The organism is Kribbella sp. CWNU-51, assembly GCF_054073265.1.
Genome location: NZ_JBSXMZ010000004.1, coordinates 327450 through 348394, shown reverse-complemented (window position 1 = coordinate 348394; position 20945 = coordinate 327450). Strand labels below are relative to the sequence as shown.

Here is a 20945-nt window from a genome sequence, read left to right as displayed (position 1 = left end):
GAGACCCTACTGCCGCGACGCCCCGGCATGAAAGCATCGCCCCATGGCTGAGACAGGACAGCGGCTGATGCTGCTCGACACCGCGTCGCTCTACTTCCGCGCGTTCTTCGGCGTGCCGGACACGATGAAGGCCCCCGACGGTACGCCGACCAACGCGATCCGCGGGCTGCTCGACTTCATCGCCCGCCTGGCCGAGAACCACCGGCCGACCCACCTGGTCGCCTGCTGGGACGACAACTGGCGCCCGTCCTGGCGCGTCGCACTGATCCCCTCGTACAAGGCGCAGCGGGTCGAGTTCGTGACGCCGAAGGGTGAGCAGGTCGAGGACGTGCCGGACCGGCTCGAGGTCCAGGTGCCGTACATCCGCGCCACCCTCGAGGCGCTCGGCATCGCGATCGTCGGCGCGCCCGACCACGAGGCCGACGACGTGATCGGCACGCTGTCGCACCAGGCGACGATGCCGGTGGATGTCGTCACCGGCGACCGCGACCTGTTCCAGCTGATCGACGACAGCCGCGGCATCCGTGTCGTCTACACCGCCGCCCGCGGCGTCGGCCGAGCCGAGGTGTACGACGAGAAGGCGCTGCTGGCGAAGTACGACGTCCCCGCCAGCCGGTACGCCGACTTCGCCACGCTCCGTGGTGACGCGTCCGACGGCCTGCCCGGGGTGAAGGGCATCGGCGAGAAGACGGCTGCCTCACTCGTCACGGCGTACGGCGATCTGGACGCGATCCGGGCCGCGGCCGCCGACGCGAGTACGCCGATGTCGGCGTCGGTGAAGCGGAAGATCCTGGAGGCGAGCGACTACCTCGACATCGCCCCGAAGGTGGTCGCGGTCGCCAAGGACGCGCCAGTCGGCTCGTTCGACGCGGAAATCCCGCACGAGGTCAAGGATCCCGAGCGCTGGCTCGACCTGGTCGAGCTGCTCGAGCTCGGCGGCAGCGCCCAGCGCGTGATGTCCGCGCTGAAGCTGGGACCGAACGCGTGAGCACGACTCTGGAGCTGGCCAAGCAGTTCGGCGACGAGATCATCACCCTCCGGCACGCGCTGCACCAGGTGCCGGAGTTCGACCTCGAGCTGCCCAAGACCCAGCAGCTCGTCCTCGACGCGCTGGCGGGTCTGCCGCTGGAGATCACTCTCGGCAAGGAGTTGTCCTCGGTGACCGCCGTACTGCGCGGCGGCCGCGGCGCGGGGCCCGTCGTACTGCTGCGTGGCGACATGGACGCGCTCCCGGTGACCGAGCGGACCGACGTGCCGTTCATCTCCCAGCACCCTGGGATGATGCATGCCTGCGGCCACGATCTGCACGTCGCCGGGCTGGTCGGCGCGGCGAAGGTGCTGTCGGCGATGCAGGCCGAGTTGCCGGGTGACGTCGTCTTCATGTTCCAGCCGGGCGAGGAGACCAGCGGCGGTGCGCCGATCATGATCCGCGAGGGCGTGCTCGACGCCGCCGGGCGCCGGGCGGATGCGGCCTACGGTCTGCACGTCGGGTCCGCCGGCCAGCCGCTGGGGATGTGGAGCAGCAAGCCCGGCTCCTTCATGGCCGCGGCCGACCAGTTGCACGTGCGCGTCGTCGGCGCCGGCACGCACGGCTCGACGCCGTACCGCGGCAAGGACCCGATCCCGGTGGTCTGCGAGATGGTGACCGCGTTGCAGACGATGATCACCCGGCAGTTCGACGTGTTCGACCCGGTCGTACTCACCGTCGGACGGATCGCGGGTGGCACGAAGGAGAACATCATCCCGGACGACGCGGTGTTCGACGCGACCGTGCGGACGTTCTCCGAGGCGACCCGGACCAAGGTCCAGCGGACGTCGACGCAGCTGGTCGAGGCGATGGCGGCCGCTCACGGGCTGGTCGCCGAGGTGGACTACCAGATCGGCTACCCCGTCACGGTGAACGATGCCGCGGAGTACGGCTTCGCGCGGGGTACCATCGTCGACCTCTTCGGCGCCGACCGGTTCCGCGAACGCGCCAATCCGCGCTGCGGTGCCGAGGACATGTCTTACGTCCTGAACGAGGTCCCCGGCGTCTACCTCAACCTGAGCGCCTGCCGATCCGCCGACCCCGACGCGGCCGCGGACAACCACTCCCCGCTGGCCGACTTCGACGACTCCATCCTCCCCGACGCCGCGGGGCTGTTGGCCGAACTCGCCGTACGGCGGCTCGCCCGCGGGCTCGAATAGGGAGAAATCCCGATTCACTGGCCGTCGAGGCGCCAGGAGACTACGGGCATGTCTCATCACACGAAGGACTTCGTCGACGTTCCCGGTGGCTACCTCTACTACGAGCAGCGGGGACACGGTCCGGATGTCGTGCTGCTCAACGGGGGGCTGGCCGATCTGCGGATGTGGGATGCGACCGTCGAGTGGCTGGCCGGGCGGGCCCGGGTGACGACGTGGGACTACCGCGACACGGGCCTCTCGGCACCGGCGTACGGACCGTACGACGAGATCGGCGACCTGGCCGCGGTGCTCGACGCCGCGGGCGTCTCCCAGGCCGTCCTGATCGGCTCGTCCGAGGGTGGCCGGCGGGCGCTGGGCTTCGCGCACCGGCACCCGGAGCGGGTGACGCGCGTGGGTGCCGTCGCGGCGTCGTTCGGTGAGTTCCCCGATCCGACGCCCGAGGAATCCGCTGCCCGCGAGGTGATGCGGAGCCACTTCGCCGAGTGCGAGAAGGTCCTCGCGACCGACGGAATCCCGGCCGTCTCCGCACTCGACGTCGACGCGTGGTGTCCCGCCGCGCCCGCGAACGACCGACGCCGTCTGATCGGTCTGCAGATCGCCAACTCCCGAGTGCGCACCATGGACGTCTACCACGGCCTCGAGCTCGACCCACCGGTCAAGACCCGCTTCGCCGAGCTCGCGACCCCGATCTCTGTCCTCATCGGCGAACGCGACTTCCAGGGTTCCCAACTCTGGGCCCGCCGCCTCGCCACCCAGGCTCCGAACGCCGACCTCACGGTGATCCCGGGCGCCGATCACATGCCGATGTTCTCCGCACCCGACGAGTTCCAGCAGTTCGTCACGCGCTCCCTGCCGTTGTGACGCGGTCCTGGCCGTCATGCTCGGCGTGCTGGGCACCGCGTTGTTCTCGATCGGCTGCACCTTGAAGATGCGCAACAGATAGTCGTCGGAAGGGGGCGCCCGGGTGGGCGCCCCCTTCCGACGGTCAGCGGCGGGCGGCGGGGGCGCCGACCGGGGTTGGGATGGCTGCGGCTTCCTCGTCGATGTCTACTACCGCGCCACTGAACTGGGCGTTGTAGAGGCGGGCGTACGCGCCGTCGGCAGCGAGCAGTTCCTGGTGGTTGCCCTGCTCGACGATCGAGCCGTCCTCCATCACGAGGATCAGGTCCGCGTCGCGGATCGTGGACAGGCGGTGGGCGATCACGAAGCTGGTCCGGTCGGACCGCAGCGCGGCCATCGCACGCTGGACCAGGACCTCGGTGCGGGTGTCGACCGAGCTCGTGGCCTCGTCCAGGATCAGCAGTTGCGGGTCGGCCAGGAAGGCACGGGCGATGGTGAGGAGCTGCTTCTCACCGGCGCTGACGTTGCTGCCCTCCTCGTCGATCACCGTGTCGTACCCGTCGGGCAGGCTGTGCACGAACCGGTCGACGTACGTCGCCTTGGCCGCGGCCAGCATGTCGTCCTCACTGGCCTCCAGGTTGCCGTAGAGGATGTTGTCCCGGATGGTCCCGCCGAACAGCCAGGTGTCCTGCAGCACCATGCCGATCCGCGAGCGCAGGTCGTGCCGGGTCAGCTCGGTGATGTCCACGCCGTCGAGCGTGATCCGGCCGCCGTTCAGCTCGTAGAACCGCATGATCAGGTTGACCAGGGTGGTCTTGCCGGCTCCGGTCGGGCCGACGATCGCGACCGTCTGGCCGGGCTCCGCGACCAGGCTCAGGTCGGTGATCAGCGGCTGCTCCGGGTCGTACGAGAACGACACGTGCTCGAACTCGACCCGCCCGCGCGCATCGGTGACCTTCTCCGGTGTCGCGTCGTCCGGAATCTGCTCCTTGGCGTCCAGCACCTCGAAGACCCGCTCGGCCGAGGCGACTCCGGACTGCAGCAGGTTGGCCATCGATGCCACCTGCGTCAGCGGCTGCGTGAACTGCCGCGAGTACTGGATGAAGGCCTGGACGTCGCCCAGCGACATCGTGCCGGAGGCGACCCGCAGACCGCCGAGGACCGCGATGATCACGTAGTTGACGTTCCCGATGAACATCATCAGCGGCATGATCAGCCCGGAGATGAACTGGGCGCCGAACGCGGCCTGGTACAGCTCCTCGTTCTTCTGCGCGAAACTCGCCTCGATCTCCTTCTGCCGGCCGAAGACCTTCACGAGTTCGTGCCCGGTGAACGCCTCCTCGATCTGGCCGTTCAGGGCGCCGGTATGACGCCACTGCGCAACGAACCGCACCTGCGAGCGCTTGGCGATCGCCGCGGTCAGGACCATCGAGATCGGGATCGTGATGAGCGCGATCAGCGCCAGCACCGGCGAGATCACGACCATCATCGTCACCACCCCGATCACCGTGAGCACGGACGTGAGCAACTGGCTCAGTGTCTGCTGCAAGCTGGTCGAGATGTTGTCGATGTCGTTGGTCACCCGGCTGAGCAGCTCACCGCGGGGCGCGCCGTCGAAGTAACTGAGCGGCAGCCGGTTCAGCTTGGCCTCGACCTCGGACCGCAGGTCCAGGATCGTCCGCTGGACGACGCCGTTCAGGATGTAGCCCTGCATCCAGGACAGGAAGAACGCGCCGACGTACAGCGCCAGCACCCCCAGCAGAACGTTGCGCAGGGCATCGAAGTCGATGCCGACGCCCGGGATCAGATCGATCCCGCCCAGCAGGTCCGCGAGCCGTCCGTTGCCGGACGCCCGGGTCTGCTCGATCACCTGCTCCTTGCTCATGCCGCTCGGGAACTGCTTGCCGATCGCGCCGGAGAAGATGATGTCGGTCGCGCGGCCGAGGATCTTCGGCCCGAGCACCGATAGCGTGACGCTGCTGATGGCGAGCACGATCACCGTACTCACCTGCAGCATCCGCGGCCGCAGCCGGCCGAGCAGCCGCTTGGCCGACGGCATGAAATTCATGGACTTGTCGCCCGGGATCCCACCGGGCGGGCCGAACGCGCGGCCGGTGGTCGGCCGCTCGGTCGCCTTCACGGTCTTCGGCGTACCGTCGGCCTCGCCGTTCACCGACGGAGCCTGACCGTTGGGAGAGGCGGGCGGTGTCTGGTTCTCCTCGCTCATGCCGCCTCCTCCGCGGATTGCTGGGACTCGACGATCTCGACGTACGTCGGACACGTCTCGAGCAACTCGTCATGCGTGCCGTTGCCGACGATCGCGCCGTCCTCGATGACGAGGATCTGGTCGGCGTCGATGATCGTGGACACCCGCTGCGCGACGACCACCACACAGGCGTTCGCCGTGATCGGCCGCAGGGCCGCCCGCAGCCGGGCGTCGGTGGACAGGTCGAGCGCCGAGAACGAGTCGTCGAACAGGTAGATCTCCGGCTTGCGGACCAGCGCCCGCGCGATCGCGAGCCGCTGCCGCTGACCGCCGGACACGTTCGTCCCGCCCTGCGCGATCGGTGCGTTCAGCCCCTCGGCCATCGCCTCGACGAAGTCCTTGCCCTGGGCAATCTCCAGGGCTTCCCAGAGCTCCTCGTCGGTCGCGTCCGGGTTGCCGTAGCGCAGGTTGCTGGCGACCGTCCCGGAGAACAGGTACGGCCGCTGTGGAACGAGGCCGATCCGCTCCCAGAGCGCCTCCGGCTCGATGTCGCGTACGTCGATGCCGTCCACGAGCACTCGCCCGCCGGTCGCGTCGAACAGCCGCGGCACCAGCGAGAGCAGCGTCGTCTTGCCGGCGCCGGTGCTGCCGATGATCGCGGTCGTCTGGCCCGGTGACGCGACGAAGCTGATGTCGCGCAGGACCGGCTCCGCCGCCCCCGGGTACTGGAACGAGGCGTCCTCGAAGACCAGCTGCCCACGCCCGGTGAAGGTCGTGATCGGGGTGACCGGCGGCTTGACCGAGGAATCGGTGTCCAGCACCTCGGTGATCCGATCCGCGCAGACCGAGGCCCGCGGCACCATGATCATCACGAACACGCCCATCATCACCGAGAACAGGATCTGGATCAGGTAGCTCAGGAACGCGGTCAGCGCGCCGACCTGGATAGTCCCGTCCTCGACCCGGGAGGCGCCGAACCACAGCACGGCGATGCTCGACACGTTCAGGATCAGCATCACCACCGGGAAGACCAGCGCCATCAGGCGGCCGGCCCGGATGGCCGTGTCGGTGAGGTTCGCGTTCGCCTCGCCGAAGCGCTCCACCTCGTGCGGCTCCCGGACGAACGCGCGGACCACCCGGATGCCGGTGATCTGCTCGCGCAGCACCCGGTTCACCCCGTCGATGTTCTTCTGCATCTTCCGGAACTGCGGGACCATCCGGCTGGCGATGAGCCCGACCGATGCCGCCAGCAACGGTACGGCGACCGCCACCAGCCAGGACAGCCCGATGTCCTGGCGGACCGCCATGAAGATGCCGCCGATCATGGTGATCGGCGCCGCGACCAGCATCGTGCAGCCCATCACCACGAGCATCTGGATCTGGGTGACGTCGTTCGTGCTGCGCGAGATCAGCGTCGGCGCGCCGAACTGGTTCACCTCGCGGGCGGAGAACTCGCCGACCCGGTGGAAGACCGCGGCACGGACGTCGCGTCCGAACAACGCTGCCGTCTTGGCGCCGAAGTACACCGCGATGATCGTGCAGGTGATCTGCAGCAGGCTGACAGCGAGCATCCAGACGCCGATGCGCATGATGTACGCGGTGTCACCTTTGGACACGCCGTTGTCGATGATGTCGGCGTTCAGTTTGGGTAGGTAGAGGGAGGCGATCGTCCCGATCAGCTGCAGGACGACCACCAGGGACAGGTTTCCCGCGTACGGACGCAGGCGCGTACGCAAGATGCGAAGTAACATCAATCTTCCCCAGAGTCGTGATGGCGGCCACCGTCGAGCGCGAACTCGGCGATGTCCTCGGCGGCCAGTGGCTGATCTTGATCGGGACAGCTCACCGCGTCCGGGCCAGTGGTGTGCTTGCGAAGGCCGTCGAACGCGAAGTCGACGATCTCCTCGGCGGTCAGCACGACGCCGCCGGAAATCATTGGGTGGGTGGCCGAGAAGGTGATCAGCCCGATCCGCCGGACCACCTCTTCGGGTGAGTAGCGCAGCTGGTCCTGGTCCGGCCGAAGCAGGTCGGCGAACGCGGCGTTGGCCAGGTCGGACTGCCGCTTCCGGCGGGCCTCGTCCATCGGCGTGGTGTGTTTCCACTCCGGTGGCCGGCGCATCCGGAGCGCGAACATCAGCTTGAACACGCCGCGCAGCCGCTTCTGGCCGATGTCGACCGCGGCGATGGTCCGCTCCCGCAGCGGCAGCGAGCGGTCCACCCGCTCCAGTGCCCGGATCAGGTCGGTGGTGTCGAACGCGGTCGCCATCGCGGTCTCGACGAGCGCGTCCTTACTGCCGAAGGCCCGGAAGATGGTGCCCTCGGCGATCCCGGCCGCCTCGGCGATCTGCTTGGTGCTGACGTCCGGGCCGAACTCCTCGAGCAGCGGCAGCGCGGCCTCGATGATGGCGGCGCGCCGTTCCTCGGGGGGTAGTGGAGTCGCTCGTGGTGTCACGAGTTCGAGGGTAACTGAGTGAGTACTCACTCACAACCTCGTTCACCCTTTTGGCGCAGACCGGTTCTCCAGCAGCGTGGAAACGCCGTCCAGGAGCCGCTCCAGACCAAACTCGAACGCATGATCGGAGTCGTACGGCGCGTCGAACTCATTCCCGACCGTGGTCCCGACCCGGGATGCCAGCGGGAACTTCTTGGTGTCGCTGATCTGGTCCAGGTGCGGCACGTGCGCCAACCACCATTCCTTGTCGGTGATCCCCGATCGCTGGATCACCTGGCGCGCCTCGACCGCCGTACGCACGGCGCCGTGCACGTAACCGTTGACCAGGGCGACCGTCGCGTCCATCTCGAGATCGGTGAGGCCGATCCCCTCGACCGCGGCCAGCTCGTACTCGTACTTGGCCATCACGTGGGGACCGAGCGGCGGGCGGCTGACGGCGACCTGGAGCATCCACGGGTGCCGTAGGTACAGCTCCCGGTTCGCCCGCGCGACCTCGTCGAGCCTGGCTCGCCAGTCCCCCGGTACGTCGCGGCGCGGCAGCTCGCCGTACACGGTGTCGAGCATGACGTCGAGCAGCTCGCCCTTGGTCGGGCGGTTACTTCGTACAGCGTACTCAGTTAGGTTTCAGTTGACCTCAAGCTTTGTCGAGGTCCTACGGTCGGGAACTGTCGGTGGTCTCCGGAATCATCGGCTGTCCCGATCGACCGGAAGCGGAGCGCAACCGTGAGCATGGAGATGACCGCGTGGAACTCGCTGTACCACGCGATGCACGCCCAGGACGACAAACGCCCGTTCTCGCGGGCCACCCTCAAACGCATCCTCGCGTTCGCGCGGCCGCATCGGCGGCAGCTGATCTGGTTCCTGGTGCTCAGCATCGGCGCGGCCGTCCTCGCGGTCGCCACACCGGTGCTGGCCGGCCACGTGGTCGACGCGATCGTGGGTGGCAAGGCGTTCAGCGTCGTACTGAAGCTGGCTGTGCTGATCGCTGTCATCGCCATCGCCGAGGCGGGGATCAGCATGCTCACGCGTTGGTTGTCGGCAGGGATCGGTGAGGGACTGATCCTCGACCTGCGGACGGCCGTGTTCGACCACATCCAGCGGATGCCGATCGCGTTCTTCACCCGGACGCGGACCGGAGCGCTGGTCTCCCGGCTGAACAACGACGTGATCGGGGCGCAGCGGGCGTTCAGCGACACACTGTCCGGCGTGGTCAGCAACGTGGTGATGCTCGTGCTGACCCTGGTGGTGATGATCGGGGTGTCGTGGCAGATCACTCTGCTCGCGCTGATCCTCCTGCCGATCTTCGTCGTACCGGCCCGCCGGATCGGCGCCAGGCTCGCGGGCCTGCAGCGGGAGGCGGCCAACTACAACGCGACCATGAGTACGCAGATGACCGAGCGGTTCTCGGCGCCGGGCGCGACCTTGGTGAAGCTGTTCGGGCGGCCGGCGCGGGAGTCCGCGGAGTTCGCGATCCGGGCGCGGCGGGTGCGCGACATCGGGGTGCGGACCGCGATGGTGCAGTGGATCTTCGTGACTGCGCTGACGCTGGTGTCCGCGCTGGCTCTCGCCGTGGTCTATGGGCTGGGCGGGTTCTACGCGTTGCGCGGACAGCTCGACGCCGGTGCGGTGGTGTCGATGGCGTTGCTGCTGACGCGGCTGTACTCGCCGCTGACCGCGCTGGCGAGTGCGCGGCTCGAGGTGATGACCGCGCTGGTCAGCTTCGAGCGCGTCTTCGAGGTGCTGGATCTGGAGCCGCTGATCAAGGACAAGCCCGACGCAGGGCGCGTTCCGGACGGGCCGGTGTCGGTGGAGTTCGCGGGGGTCCGCTTCGCGTACCCATCGGCGGACAAGGTCTCGCTGGCGTCGCTCGAAGAGGTCGCCAAGCTGGACACGCGCGGTGGTGTCGAGGTGCTGCACGACGTGTCGTTCCGCGCCGAGCCGGGGCAGATGATCGCGCTCGTCGGGTCGTCCGGCGCCGGGAAGTCGACGATCGCGCAGCTCATTCCACGCTTGTACGACGTCGACTCGGGCGCAGTGAAGCTGGCCGGGGTGGACGTCCGTGACGTGTCGGCGGAGTCGTTGCGGGACACGCTCGGCATGGTCACGCAGGACGGTCACCTGTTCCACGACAGCATCCGCGAGAACCTACTGCTCGCCCGGCCCGAGGCCACCGAGGACGACTTGTGGGACGCGATCGCTCGGGCGCGGCTCGGTGAGTTGATCCGGTCGCTGCCGGACCAGTTGGACACGGTGGTCGGCGAGCGCGGCTACCGCCTGTCGGGCGGTGAACGCCAGCGCCTCACGATCGCCCGGCTGCTCCTCGCCCAGCCGCGCGTCGTCATCCTCGACGAGGCGACCGCCGCCCTGGACTCCACCAACGAGGCTGCTGTCCAAGCTGCTCTGACCGAGGCGCTCGCCGGTCGTACGGCGGTCGTCATCGCGCACCGCCTGTCCACGATCCGCGCCGCCGACCAGATCCTCGTGATCGAGTCGGGCCGCATCGTCGAGCAGGGCACCCACACCGCGCTCCTGGCCGCCGGCGGCCGCTACGAGGAGCTCTACCGAACCCAGTTCGACCAACCCGGCACTGGGAACGCGGAGGTAGTCACGGTCTGAGGCAGGTGTGCGGGGGTCGCCGGGTTTCTGATCTTTCGGTAGGAGGGCGTCGGGTTGGTGGGTAAGGGGCAGGAGTTGGCTGGGTGTGCAGTAGTGTTCAGGCCGGCGGATCCGCCGCGGGAGAGCTGCGTCGCGTTCTGGGATCCCGAGGGTGGGCCACTCCCCCTCGGCGTCGGCGAACAGACCGAGCTCGACCTGATCGTCGACGCGGCTCCACGCACCGTCCGCGCGATCGAACTCCCGGTCGCCGACGCCGTCCCACTCCTCGGCCGCGCCCGCCAGGCAGCTAGCTCCCACCCGTCGGCAGCCTTCTGGGGAGCCGCAGCCCTGGCCGCCCTCCAACTGGTTGCCCGAGGCAAACTCCTACCCGGCCTCTCCCCCGCCGGCCACGACGCCTGGCGCGTCGGGCCTCTAGACCCCACGGACATCACCCGCCTCCTCGAACTCGCCGAGGCGATGCCACCCTCCGCCCGAGCCCTCCCACTCGCAGGCCACGCCGCTCGACCCGCACCGCCTTCAACCGGTGCCGCTCACCCAGCCGCTCTGGACCCAACGGGGCCGGCCGGAGCTCCTGACCACGTTGCCTCCTCCCCGTCGACTATTGGTGTGCGGCTTCCGGTGGCCGAGGAGTTGGTGAGGGCGTTTGTGGATGCGGTAGCGGATGGGATGCCTCGGTCGCCGGCGGCTGCGAAGGCTCACCGGACCGGGCCGTTCGCGGGGACCGCGCCGCAGCGGGCGGAGCGGTTGCGATCGTGGGCTGATGAGGTGTCGGTGGGCCTCGACACCGGGGTGCGGATCTCGATGCGGATCGAGATGGCCGAGTCGCTGGCTTTCAGCGCTGTGGTGCAGTTGCACAGCCTGAAGGATCCGACCTTGGTCCGGGATGCGTACGAGGTCTGGGCCGAGGACGTCACCGGGTTCGGACCACGGGCTCGGATCGACGCCACGCTGGCGATTCGCCGGGCGGCCCGCGTGTGGACGCCACTCGGTCGGTTGCTGGATTCCGCCGTACCGGATCGGATGGAGTTGGCGAATGAGGACGTCGCTGAGCTGTTGGCTGGGGCGGCGCAGCGGTTGGCGGCGGCCGGGGTAGATCTGCATTGGCCGCGGAGTCTTGGCCGGGCGCTCACGGCGCGGGCGGCGATCACCTCGGCGGATGGACCGCCGAGCGACCTGCCTGGCTTCTTCGGGGGTGGGGCGACGCTCGACTTCAGCTGGCAGGTTGCTCTTGGCAACGACCTGCTGACCGAGGCGGAGCTGGATCAGCTCGCCGAGGCGACCCGCCCGGTGGTCCGGCTTCGGGACCAGTGGATGCTGATCGATCCCGACCTGGCCCGGAAGGCCCGCGAGCGGATCCTGAAGCCGGTCACGGCGATCGACGCGCTCGGTGTCGCGCTGACCGGCAGCACCGAGATCGACGGCCGCCAGATCACAGTCACCCCGACCGCCTGGCTGGACGAGCTGCGTGCCCGCATCGCCGATCCCGACCGGGTCGACGAACCGATCGACGCGCCCGCCGGCCTGCACGCCACCTTGCGCGACTACCAGTTGCGCGGCCTGCGGTGGCTGGCCCGGATGACCTCGCTCGGCCTCGGCGGTTGCCTGGCCGACGACATGGGTCTCGGCAAGACGATCACCCTGATCTCGCTCCACCTCCACCGCCGGCAGTCACCCGACACCGCGGGCCCCACGCTCGTCGTCTGCCCGGCGTCCCTGCTGGGCAACTGGGAGCGTGAGATCCAGCGGTTCGCTCCTGGTACGCCGGTACGGCGCTTCCACGGTTCGTCGCGATCACTCGACGACGCACGGGAGGGCTTCGTGCTGACGACGTACGGCACGTTGCGGCGGGACGCCGTACGACTGGCTGAACATCGGTGGGGACTGGTCGTCGCCGATGAGGCTCAGCATGTGAAGAACCCGTCGTCTAGTACGGCGAAGGCGCTGCGGACTGTGCCGTCGCAGGCGCGGGTGGCGCTGACCGGCACCCCGGTGGAGAACAATCTGTCCGAGTTGTGGGCGATCCTCGACTGGACGACGCCTGGGTTGCTCGGACGGCTCGGGACGTTCCGGAGCCGGTGGGCCACGCCGATCGAGGCGGACAAGGACGAGGAGGTCGCGGCGCGGCTCGCGAAGCTGGTGCGCCCGTTCCTGCTGCGACGGCGCAAGTCCGATCCAGGCATCGCGCCGGAGCTACCGCCGAAGACCGAGACCGATCAGCCGGTGTCGCTCACCCGCGAGCAGGTGGTCCTTTATGAGGCGACCGTCCGCGAGCTGATGGCGGAGGTGCAGGCGAGCGACCGGATGGCCCGGCGTGGTCTGATCGTGAAGCTGCTCACCGGGCTGAAGCAGATCTGCAACCACCCGGCGCAGTACCTGAAGGAGCCCGCCGACGCACGGCTGAACGGCCGCTCCGGCAAGCTCGAACTCCTCGACGAACTGCTCGAGACGATCCTCGCCGAAGGCGGCGCCGTCCTCGTCTTCACGCAGTACGTCGCCATGGCGCGACTGCTCGAACGCCACCTGGCCGACCGTGGCATCGGCACGCAACTCCTGCACGGTGGCACGCCCGTGGCGAAGCGGGAGGAGATGGTCGAGAGGTTCCAGGCCGGTGAGGTGCCGGTGTTCCTGCTGTCGCTGAAGGCGGCGGGGACGGGTCTCAACCTCACTCGCGCGGATCACGTCGTGCACTACGACCGGTGGTGGAATCCGGCTGTCGAGGACCAGGCGACCGACCGCGCCTACCGGATCGGGCAGACCCGCCCCGTGCAGGTCCACCGATTGATTGCCGAGGGCACCATCGAGGACCGGATCGCGACGATGCTGACCACCAAACGCGAGCTGGCCGACGCAGTCCTCGCCACCGGCGAGGCCGCCCTCACCGAGCTCTCCGACACCGACCTCGCCAACCTGGTCGAACTCCGCGGAGGTGGCCGATGAGTGAGGCACGGGGGTTCGGGGCGTTCGGAGCTCAGCGGCGGAGTACTCGCGGGCGGTCCTGGTGGGCTCGGGCCTGGGTGCAGGCGTTGGAGGATACGTCGCTGGATTCGGATCAGCTGCGGAAGGGGCGGCGATACGCGAACTCGGGGCAGGTTGGGGCGATCACGATCAGTCCTGGGCGGATCGCGGCGCTGGTCTACTCGCCTGACGACACCTACGAGGCCGTCGTTCAGATCGATCTGCTGAGCGAGGACGCGTGGCGGAGGTTTCTGGATCAGGTGGCCGCGCGTGCCGGGCACATTGCCGCCTTGCTCGACGGTGACATGCCGCACGATCTGGTTGAGGCTGCGGCCGATGCCGGCGTGGGGCTCTTGCCCGGCATTGGTGACCTCGACCCGACGTGTACTTGTGACGGCTGGGAGCTGCCCTGCCAGCACGCCGCCGCGCTCTGCTATCAGGTCGCCTGGCTCCTCGACGACGACCCGTTCGTCCTCCTGCTGCTCCGCGGCCGCTCCCGCGAAGACGTCCTCGACGAGCTCCAAGCCAGAAGCTCGAGTGCCACCGCGCCAGAAGCGGCCGAGCCAGGCGCATCCCTGCAGGACGTACTGGCGGCGCCGGTACGCGAGCTGCCTGACCTGCCAGATCTGCCGGGGAAGGTGACAGCCGACGAATTGGCGGTCAGTGGGATCGAGCCCTCGTCCGGCTTCACCCCGGCGACCCTTTCGCTGCTGGTCCTTGATGCGTCCCGCCGGGCCCGGGCAATCCTCAGCGCACTCCTGCGCGGTACGCCGGAGCCACCGCCACTCGACGAATGGTCAGACGCCGTCCGCCTTGCCGCTGACTTCCCCGAGCTGACCACGCCGCTGGCCGAGGCGACCGGCCGATCCGAAGCGCTTGCCCTCGGCATCAAAGCCTGGCGGTACGGCGGCGCACCCGGCCTGAACGTGCTCGAACACACCTGGACGCCCGACCCGACCGACATCGCCCGCGCCCGGACCGAACTGCTGGCCGCCGACGACGACGAGCTCACACTGCAGGCCAACCACAACCACCTCACCCTCGGCAACACCGTCCAGCTCCGCCTGGACCACCACGGCCGCTGGCATCCGTACGCCTTGATCGACGATCGCTGGACTCCAACCGCACCCGCGACCACTGATCCACTCACTGCGCTGGCCGACGACACGGCCGGCCGGTAATTGCCGTGCGACGACGCCGGCGACCTGAGTAGGATCGCGGCAACTTCGGAGGATCGAGGAGGTGAGTTGATGACCGCGCCAACCGGCGCTGCCGTTCGTCCGGCAGCCGGTCCGATCAGTCAACTCACCGTGGGTTCTGCCTGAACCCCTCGCCCGAAAGGGATCTTCCGTTGTCTTTCACCTGGAACACCCGCGTCGAGACTCCAGCCGACGCCGACACACTCCGCGACATCACCCTGCACGCCTTCGGTCGCCAGTTCGAGGTCGACTTCCTCGATGCACTCCGCGCCGACCCGACCGCCTGGCTTCCCGGGCTGTCGATCGTCGCGACCACCTCGGACGACCAGCCCATTGCCTATTCGCTGCTTACCCGCTGCCACATCGGCGGCATCCCGGTCCTGTCGCTCGGGCCGGTCGCGGTGCTTCCGGCGTACCAGAAACAAGGCGCCGGGAGCGCTTCGGTCACGGCAGCCCTCGCCACTGCGCGTGATCGTGGTGAGCAGAGCGTTGTCGTGCTCGGTCATGCGGACTACTACCCGCGATTCGGCTTCCGGCAGGCGACCGAGTTCGGCGTCCATCACCCGCAGTACGACGGGCCGAACCTGATGGCGCTCGCGCTCGACGGTCACCGCGTACCGGCCGGCGATCTGACCTACCCGGTCACAAGCTGACCCGCGCCCGGGCCGTCGGATGCCGTGGGGAAGCCTCCGGCGGCCCGGGCGGCGGTCGGCACTGAACGTTCCACAAGCTGTACGGCGGGGACTCGTAAAAGGTTCAGTCAAACTCGCCGAATCACTTGCGCACGTGCCTTGTATACATGAAACAGTCGACGAGACCGCCTACCCAGGAGTTCCGCCATGACTCGTCGACTTCCATTCAGACTGAACCGCTCCAGCAGGAGCAACCGCCGCCGTACGGTGGCCGGAGCCGTGGCGGGGGTGATCGCGCTGGCGCTCGCCGGGACCGCCTGCTCCCCTGTCGAACCCGCCGGCAACGACACGAGTGGCGCGAGCCAGTCGCCGGCCGGGCAGGACGTGTTCGGCGACCCGGCCGACGCGGCACAGGTGATGCAGGGCGGCACGCTCACGGTCGCGCTGTCCGCCGACCCGGACAAGCTCGACCCGACGCTGTCGCGCAGCCTGTACTCGCGGTATGTCTTCCACACCATGTGCGAGAAGCTCTACGACCTCGGCCCGGACGCGAAGATCGTGCCGCAACTGGCGACCGCGCTGCCGACGATCTCGGCGGACGGTCTGAGCCTGACCATCCCGCTGAAGCAGGGCGTGAAGTTCGCCGACGGCGGCACGCTCGACTCGAACGCGGTGATGATCTCGATCAACCGCGGTCTGACGCTGGCCGGTTCCGGCCGGAAGAGCGAGCTCGGCCCGATCACCTCGGTCGAGACCCCGGACCCGAACACCGTGGTGATCAAGCTGTCGAAGCCGTTCGCCCCGCTCACCGCCGCGCTGGCCGACCGGGCCGGCATGGTGCTCAGCCCGGCCGCGGTCGCCAAGCTCGGCGCGAACTTCTCCACCGCGCCGGTCTGCGTCGGCCCGTTCAAGTTCGCCAGCCGGGTCGCGCAGAACTCCATCAAGGTGGTGAAGGATCCGCTGTACTACGACGCCGCCAAGGTGCACCTGGACGCGATCGAGTACCGGATCATCACCGACTCCAGTATCCGCTCGGCCAACCTGAAGTCCGGTGACGCGCAGGTCGCGGACTCGCTGTCGACGCAGGACGCGCCGACGCTGCAGAAGGACAGCAGCATGACCGTGCTGCAGTCGCAGTCGCTCGGGTACCAGGGACTGACCATCAACATCGCGAACGCGAACGGCATCGGCAACCCGCTCAAGCAGCTTGACACCCCGATCGCGAAGGATCCGCGGGTCCGCCAGGCACTCGACCTGTCGATCGACCGCGCGGCCCTGGTGAAGTCGATCTTCAACGGCCTGAGCACGGTCGCCTGCTCGCCGATCTCGCCGAAGAGCGAGTTCACCTCCGACGCCGCTCAGGTCTGCCCGGCACATGACACCGCGAAGGCGAAGCAACTGCTCGCGGATGCCGGCGTGACGACGCCGTACAAGGTCACGATGATCACCTCGAACAACCCCGACAGTCTGCGGCTCGCGCAGGCGCTGCAGGCGATGGTGAAGGAGGGTGGATTCGACCTGGTGATCAAGCCGGTCGAGTACGCCGCGTTGCTCGACCAGCAGGACCGCGGTGACTTCGAGCTCCTGCAGCTCGGGTGGTCCGGGCGGGTCGACCCCGACGCGAACACCTACAACTTCGTCGGCACCACCGGCAGCCAGAACGTGGCCGGCTACAGCAGCCCCGAGGTCGACAAGCTCCTCACCGACGCCCGTCAGAACACCGACAAGGCACAACGGATCAAGCTGTACGGCGACGTCGTCACGAAGCTGCAGCAGGACGACCCGCTGATCTACATGTACCGCCAGCGCAACCTCACCGGCGTCAGCAAGAAGCTCCTCGGCATCCAGGTCTACCCGGACGGCGTGATCCGGACGGCCTTCGCGGGCTTCGCGAAGTGAGCGCTTCCTCCGGTCCGCCCGCCTTCGGCGGGCGGACGAAGACACGCGAGAGGAGGTGGGTTTCGTGCGGCGATATCTGCTCAACCGGTTGTGGCAGTCGGTCGTGACGTTGGTCCTGGCAACGATCGTCGTGTTCACCGGCGTCCGCGCGCTGCCGGGTGACCCGGCGCTCGCGCTCGCCGGTGAAGACCGGGATCCGGAGTCGCTGCGAGCGATCCGACAGCAGTACGGGCTGGACAAGTCGGAGCTGGTGCAGTTCTGGCAGTTCGTCAGCCATGCGGTCCGGGGCGATCTGGGGCAGTCGATCCGGACCGGGGAGCCGGTCCGGACGATGATCGTGACCGCGTTGCCGGTGACGATCGAGCTCTCGGTGCTGGCCATCCTGGTGGCGAGTGTGATCGGCGTCGGCGCCGGCGTGGTGGCCGCCGTACGCCGGGGCGGCCCGGCCGAGTGGGCGGCCAACGCGCTCGCGCTGCTCGGCCTGTCGGTGCCCAACTTCTGGCTCGGGCTGATGGCGATCCTCTACCTGTCCGTTGCCTTGGGCCTCTTTCCGGCGTCCGGCTTCGTGCCGTTCTTCAGCAACCCGGTCGACAATCTGCATCACCTGATCCTGCCCGCGCTGATCCTCGGCACCGGTCTGGCCGCGGTGATCATGCGCCAGACCCGATCGTCGATGCTCGACGCGCTCAGCGCCGACTACATCCGTACGGCCGAAGCGAAGGGGCTCGCGCCCCGCGCGGTGATCGGCCGCCACGCGCTCCGCAACAGCCTGATCGTCGTCGTCACGATCGTCGGCCTCCAGCTCGGCGCGCTCATCTCCGGCGCCGTCGTCACCGAGCGGATCTTCGCGCTGCCCGGCTTCGGGAAGCTCACCGTCGACGCCGTCTTCCAGCGCGACTATCCGGTCATCCAGGCCGTCGTCCTCGTCACGGCGACGGCGTACATCGTCATCAATCTGCTGGTCGACCTGCTCTACTCGGTGATCGACCCGCGGATCCGCGTTCGGGGTGATGCGTGATGGCCGTCGCCGAAACCCTCACCACCAGCCCGTCACTGCGCAGCAACCGCAGCAAGGTCGTACGCCGGATGCTCCGCAATCCGCTCGCGATCACCGGACTCGTCGTCCTGTGCGTCGCGATCGTCCTCGCCGTGTTCGCCCCCTGGCTCGCACCGCACGAGCCGACCCAGACCCATCTCGACAATGCCTTCGCGCCACCCGGGACGGCCGGCTACCTCCTCGGCACCGACGACCTCGGCCGCGATGTGCTCTCCCGGATCATGTTCGGGCTCCGAGCGTCCCTGCACGTCGCACTGCTCGCGGTCGCCACCTCACTCGTGATCGGCGTACCGCTGGGTCTGATGGCCGGTTACTTCAGCAGGATCGACGCCCTGATCTCGCGGTTCACCGACCTCGTCCTCGCGTTCCCGTTCCTGATCCTGGCGGTCGGGCTGGCGGCGATCCGCGGCGCGAGTCTCGGCAACGCGGCGATCGCGATCGGTATCGCCCAGATCCCCGGCGTGATCCGGATCGTCCGGTCCGAGACGCTGCGGCTCAAGTCGCTCGACTTCGTCGCGGCCGCGATCGTGGAGGGTGCCGGCGATCCGTGGGTGCTCGGCCGGCACATCCTGCCGAACGCGGCCTCGGTGATCATCGTCCAGGCGACCGTCGCGCTCCCGGCGGCGATCCTGGGCGAGGCGGTGCTGTCGTTCCTCGGGCTCGGTATCCAGCCGCCGGCGCCGAGCCTGGGCACGATGCTGTCCGACGCGCAGCAGTTCGCGTCGCGGGCGCCGTGGGCCGCGGTGATGCCCGGCGTCGCGATCATGCTGCTGACGCTGGCGTTCAACATCGTCGGCGACAGCCTGCGCGACGCGCTCGACCCGAAAGCGAGCCGCCGATGACTGTATCGATGAATAGGCATGTCCTCGAAGTCAACAATCTGTCCGTCACCTTCCGGACCGAGGACGGCATGCTGTCCGCCGTCGACCGGGTCAGCCTGGAGGTCGGTGACGGTGAAGTGCTCGCCGTAGTCGGCGAGTCCGGCTGCGGCAAGAGCGTCACCGCGATGAGCCTGGCCGGCCTGCTCCCCCGGACCGCGACCGTCGAGGGCTCGGTCAAGCTCGACGGCGTCGAACTGATCGGCGCCGACAAACGCACGCTCCGGTCGATCCGCGGCCGCGAGGTGGCGTACATCTTCCAGGAGCCGATGACCTCGCTGAACCCGGTCTTCACCGTCGGCCACCAGATCGGCGAAGTCCTCCGCACCCACGTCGGCGTCAGCCGCCAGGCCGCCCGGGATCGCTCGATCGAACTCCTCAAGCTCGTCGGGATCCCGTCCGCCGAGCGCCGGATCAGCGACTACCCGCATCAACTCTCCGGCGGGATGCGCCAGCGCGTGATGATCGCGATGGCCGTCGCCTGCGACCCCAAGGTCCTGATCGCCGACGAGCCGACCACGGCCCTCGACGTCACGATCCAGGCCGGCATCCTCGACGTACTGCGGGGACTCCGGGAACGACTCGGCACCAGCATCGTCCTGATCACCCACGACCTCGGCGTGGTCGCGGACCTCGCCGACCGGGCGGCTGTCATGTACGCCGGACGTGTCGTCGAGACAGCCGAGGTGCACGACCTGTTCGCCAACCCGCAACACCCGTACACAACCGGCCTCCTCGGCGCATCACCGGCCGCCGGCCGCCATGCCGAGACGCATCGCCTCAACGAGATCCCAGGCCTGGTGCCCGTGCTCAAGGAACAGCCCGACGCCTGCACCTTCGCCGACCGCTGCCCGCGGGCACTCGACACCTGTACGACGTCCCAGCCAGAACTGACCGGTGGTCCACACCGGGTCGCGTGCTGGAATCCAGTCAGAGAACCAGTGGAGGTCTAGTGGAGAGCACAGCCCTCGCCCTGGAAGTCGAAGATCTGGTCATGCACTTCGGGCCGGTTCGCGCGGTCGACGGTGTGACGCTGCGGATCCGCCAAGGGTCTGTCGTCGCACTGGTCGGCGAGAGCGGTTCCGGCAAGTCGACGGTTGGCCGGTGCATCGTCAGACTGCTCGAACCGAGCGGTGGGACCGTCAGACTCGCAGATGCCGACATCACCCACCTCAACCGCAGGCAACTCCGACCGCACCGGCGAGACGTGTCCATCGTGTTCCAGGACCCGGCCGGCTCGCTCGACCCGCGGCTGTCGGTCGGAGACATCGTTGGCGAACCACTCCGGCTCATGCGCCGCAAAGACATCCCGGCCAAGGTCGCAGAGGCACTACGCCGCGTCGGACTCCGGCCTGAGGTTGCACAGCGCTCACCACATGAGTTGTCCGGCGGTCAGCGCCAGCGAGTCAGCATCGCCCGTGCACTGATCTCAGAGCCGCGGCTACTCGTCGCGGACGAGCCGACGAGCGCACTGGACGTCTCAGTCCAGGCAGCAGTGCTCAATCTGCTCGCGGACCTCCAGCGCGACCTGGGCTTCGCCTGCCTGTTCATCACCCACGACCTCTCCGCCGTCGAGTACCTCGCCGACGAGGTCGCAGTGATGTATCTGGGCCAGTTGGTCGAGCAAGGCCCACGATCCCGCATCTTCGGCGCGCCCGCTCACCCTTACACCCAGGCGCTCCTGTCGGCGGCGCCCGTACCCGACCCGACCGAGCAGCGGGCGCGGAAGCCGGTCCTGCTCGGTGACGACCTGCCCTCCGCGATCGATCCGCCGTCCGGGTGCCGCTTCCACACCAGATGCCCGGTCGCGATCGACACATGCCGGACAGTCGTGCCGGAGTCGCGGGTGATCGGAGAGGGTGGACACCAGGTGGCTTGTCACCTCGTGAACAACGACGGCACCGGACCAGACGTACGCACAGTCGAACAGGGAGTTACTCGATGACCCTACATATGCCACGCCTCCGGCGCGGCGGGTCATGGGGCTTCAACTCCCGCCCTTCCCTCGTCGTTCCAGTCGCTAC

16 protein-coding genes are annotated in these 20945 nt (G+C 68.5%); 12 read left to right on the top strand and 4 right to left on the bottom strand.

Annotated features, from left to right (window positions below):
* The first annotated feature begins 67 nt into the window (after window positions 1–67).
* The 3 genes from ACXC9Q_RS03650 to ACXC9Q_RS03640 are packed head-to-tail and all read left to right on the top strand — an operon-like array spanning window position 68 to window position 3048.
* A complete protein-coding gene (locus ACXC9Q_RS03650; RefSeq protein WP_457055761.1) occupies window positions 68–988 on the top strand; it encodes a 5'-3' exonuclease in 921 nt (306 codons plus the stop codon).
* Window positions 985–2187, top strand: a complete 1203-nt coding sequence (locus ACXC9Q_RS03645) for a M20 metallopeptidase family protein (RefSeq protein WP_457055027.1) — start codon at window positions 985–987, stop codon at window positions 2185–2187. Before ACXC9Q_RS03650 ends, ACXC9Q_RS03645 begins: the two co-directional genes overlap by 4 nt.
* Window positions 2188–2235: 48 nt before the next feature.
* Window positions 2236–3048, top strand: a complete 813-nt coding sequence (locus ACXC9Q_RS03640; protein ID WP_457055026.1) for an alpha/beta fold hydrolase — start codon at window positions 2236–2238, stop codon at window positions 3046–3048.
* 124 nt (window positions 3049–3172) lie between these two features.
* On the opposite strand, the gene ACXC9Q_RS03635 is transcribed toward ACXC9Q_RS03640, so the two are convergent.
* The 4 genes from ACXC9Q_RS03635 to ACXC9Q_RS03620 are packed head-to-tail and all read right to left on the bottom strand — an operon-like array spanning window position 3173 to window position 8249.
* On the bottom strand, window positions 3173–5254 hold the full coding sequence (locus ACXC9Q_RS03635; protein ID WP_457055025.1) for an ABC transporter ATP-binding protein: 2082 nt from the start codon (window positions 5252–5254) through the stop codon (window positions 3173–3175).
* A complete protein-coding gene (locus tag ACXC9Q_RS03630) occupies window positions 5251–6984 on the bottom strand; it encodes an ABC transporter ATP-binding protein (RefSeq protein ID WP_457055024.1) in 1734 nt (577 codons plus the stop codon). Before ACXC9Q_RS03630 ends, ACXC9Q_RS03635 begins: the two co-directional genes overlap by 4 nt.
* Window positions 6984–7685 carry a TetR/AcrR family transcriptional regulator gene (locus tag ACXC9Q_RS03625; RefSeq protein ID WP_457055023.1) on the bottom strand — a complete coding sequence of 234 codons (702 nt, stop codon included), beginning with the start codon at window positions 7683–7685 and terminating at the stop codon, window positions 6984–6986. Before ACXC9Q_RS03625 ends, ACXC9Q_RS03630 begins: the two co-directional genes overlap by 1 nt.
* A 42-nt stretch (window positions 7686–7727) precedes the next feature.
* Window positions 7728–8249, bottom strand: coding sequence for a TetR/AcrR family transcriptional regulator C-terminal domain-containing protein (locus ACXC9Q_RS03620; protein ID WP_457055022.1), 522 nt, complete (start codon window positions 8247–8249; stop codon window positions 7728–7730).
* 171 nt (window positions 8250–8420) lie between these two features.
* On the opposite strand from ACXC9Q_RS03620, the gene ACXC9Q_RS03615 reads away from it, so the two are divergent.
* From ACXC9Q_RS03615 to ACXC9Q_RS03575, 9 genes are all read left to right on the top strand, one after another.
* Window positions 8421–10301, top strand: coding sequence for an ABC transporter ATP-binding protein (locus ACXC9Q_RS03615; protein WP_457055760.1), 1881 nt, complete (start codon window positions 8421–8423; stop codon window positions 10299–10301).
* Between the two features lie 93 nt (window positions 10302–10394).
* Window positions 10395–13238 (top strand): SNF2-related protein, encoded by a 2844-nt coding sequence (locus ACXC9Q_RS03610; protein WP_457055021.1) that lies wholly within the window; start codon window positions 10395–10397, stop codon window positions 13236–13238.
* Window positions 13235–14437 carry an SWIM zinc finger family protein gene (locus ACXC9Q_RS03605; RefSeq protein ID WP_457055020.1) on the top strand — a complete coding sequence of 401 codons (1203 nt, stop codon included), beginning with the start codon at window positions 13235–13237 and terminating at the stop codon, window positions 14435–14437. Before ACXC9Q_RS03610 ends, ACXC9Q_RS03605 begins: the two co-directional genes overlap by 4 nt.
* A 170-nt stretch (window positions 14438–14607) precedes the next feature.
* Entirely contained in the window at window positions 14608–15108 is a 501-nt protein-coding gene (locus ACXC9Q_RS03600; protein WP_457055019.1) for a GNAT family N-acetyltransferase, read from the top strand.
* Between the two features lie 258 nt (window positions 15109–15366).
* Window positions 15367–16986 (top strand): ABC transporter substrate-binding protein, encoded by a 1620-nt coding sequence (locus ACXC9Q_RS03595; protein WP_457055018.1) that lies wholly within the window; start codon window positions 15367–15369, stop codon window positions 16984–16986.
* A 64-nt stretch (window positions 16987–17050) separates the two neighbouring features.
* Entirely contained in the window at window positions 17051–18004 is a 954-nt protein-coding gene (locus ACXC9Q_RS03590; protein WP_457055017.1) for an ABC transporter permease, read from the top strand.
* Window positions 18004–18885 carry an ABC transporter permease gene (locus tag ACXC9Q_RS03585; RefSeq protein ID WP_457055016.1) on the top strand — a complete coding sequence of 294 codons (882 nt, stop codon included), beginning with the start codon at window positions 18004–18006 and terminating at the stop codon, window positions 18883–18885. The genes ACXC9Q_RS03590 and ACXC9Q_RS03585 overlap by 1 nt, the downstream gene beginning before the upstream one ends.
* Window positions 18882–19874, top strand: coding sequence for an ABC transporter ATP-binding protein (locus tag ACXC9Q_RS03580; protein WP_457055015.1), 993 nt, complete (start codon window positions 18882–18884; stop codon window positions 19872–19874). Before ACXC9Q_RS03585 ends, ACXC9Q_RS03580 begins: the two co-directional genes overlap by 4 nt.
* Entirely contained in the window at window positions 19874–20866 is a 993-nt protein-coding gene (locus ACXC9Q_RS03575) for an ABC transporter ATP-binding protein (protein ID WP_457055014.1), read from the top strand. Before ACXC9Q_RS03580 ends, ACXC9Q_RS03575 begins: the two co-directional genes overlap by 1 nt.
* Window positions 20867–20945: the final 79 nt, after the last annotated feature.

Coding starts and splice junctions, on each gene's coding strand:
- ACXC9Q_RS03650 (WP_457055761.1), top strand. CDS start 68: ATGCTGCTCGACACCGCGTCGCTCTACTTCCGCGCGTTCTTCGGCGTG.
- ACXC9Q_RS03640 (WP_457055026.1), top strand. CDS start 2,236: ATGTCTCATCACACGAAGGACTTCGTCGACGTTCCCGGTGGCTACCTC.
- ACXC9Q_RS03635 (WP_457055025.1), bottom strand. CDS start 5,254: ATGAGCGAGGAGAACCAGACACCGCCCGCCTCTCCCAACGGTCAGGCT.
- ACXC9Q_RS03630 (WP_457055024.1), bottom strand. CDS start 6,984: ATGTTACTTCGCATCTTGCGTACGCGCCTGCGTCCGTACGCGGGAAAC.
- ACXC9Q_RS03620 (WP_457055022.1), bottom strand. CDS start 8,249: ATGCTCGACACCGTGTACGGCGAGCTGCCGCGCCGCGACGTACCGGGG.
- ACXC9Q_RS03615 (WP_457055760.1), top strand. CDS start 8,421: ATGACCGCGTGGAACTCGCTGTACCACGCGATGCACGCCCAGGACGAC.
- ACXC9Q_RS03605 (WP_457055020.1), top strand. CDS start 13,235: ATGAGTGAGGCACGGGGGTTCGGGGCGTTCGGAGCTCAGCGGCGGAGT.
- ACXC9Q_RS03585 (WP_457055016.1), top strand. CDS start 18,004: ATGGCCGTCGCCGAAACCCTCACCACCAGCCCGTCACTGCGCAGCAAC.
- ACXC9Q_RS03580 (WP_457055015.1), top strand. CDS start 18,882: ATGACTGTATCGATGAATAGGCATGTCCTCGAAGTCAACAATCTGTCC.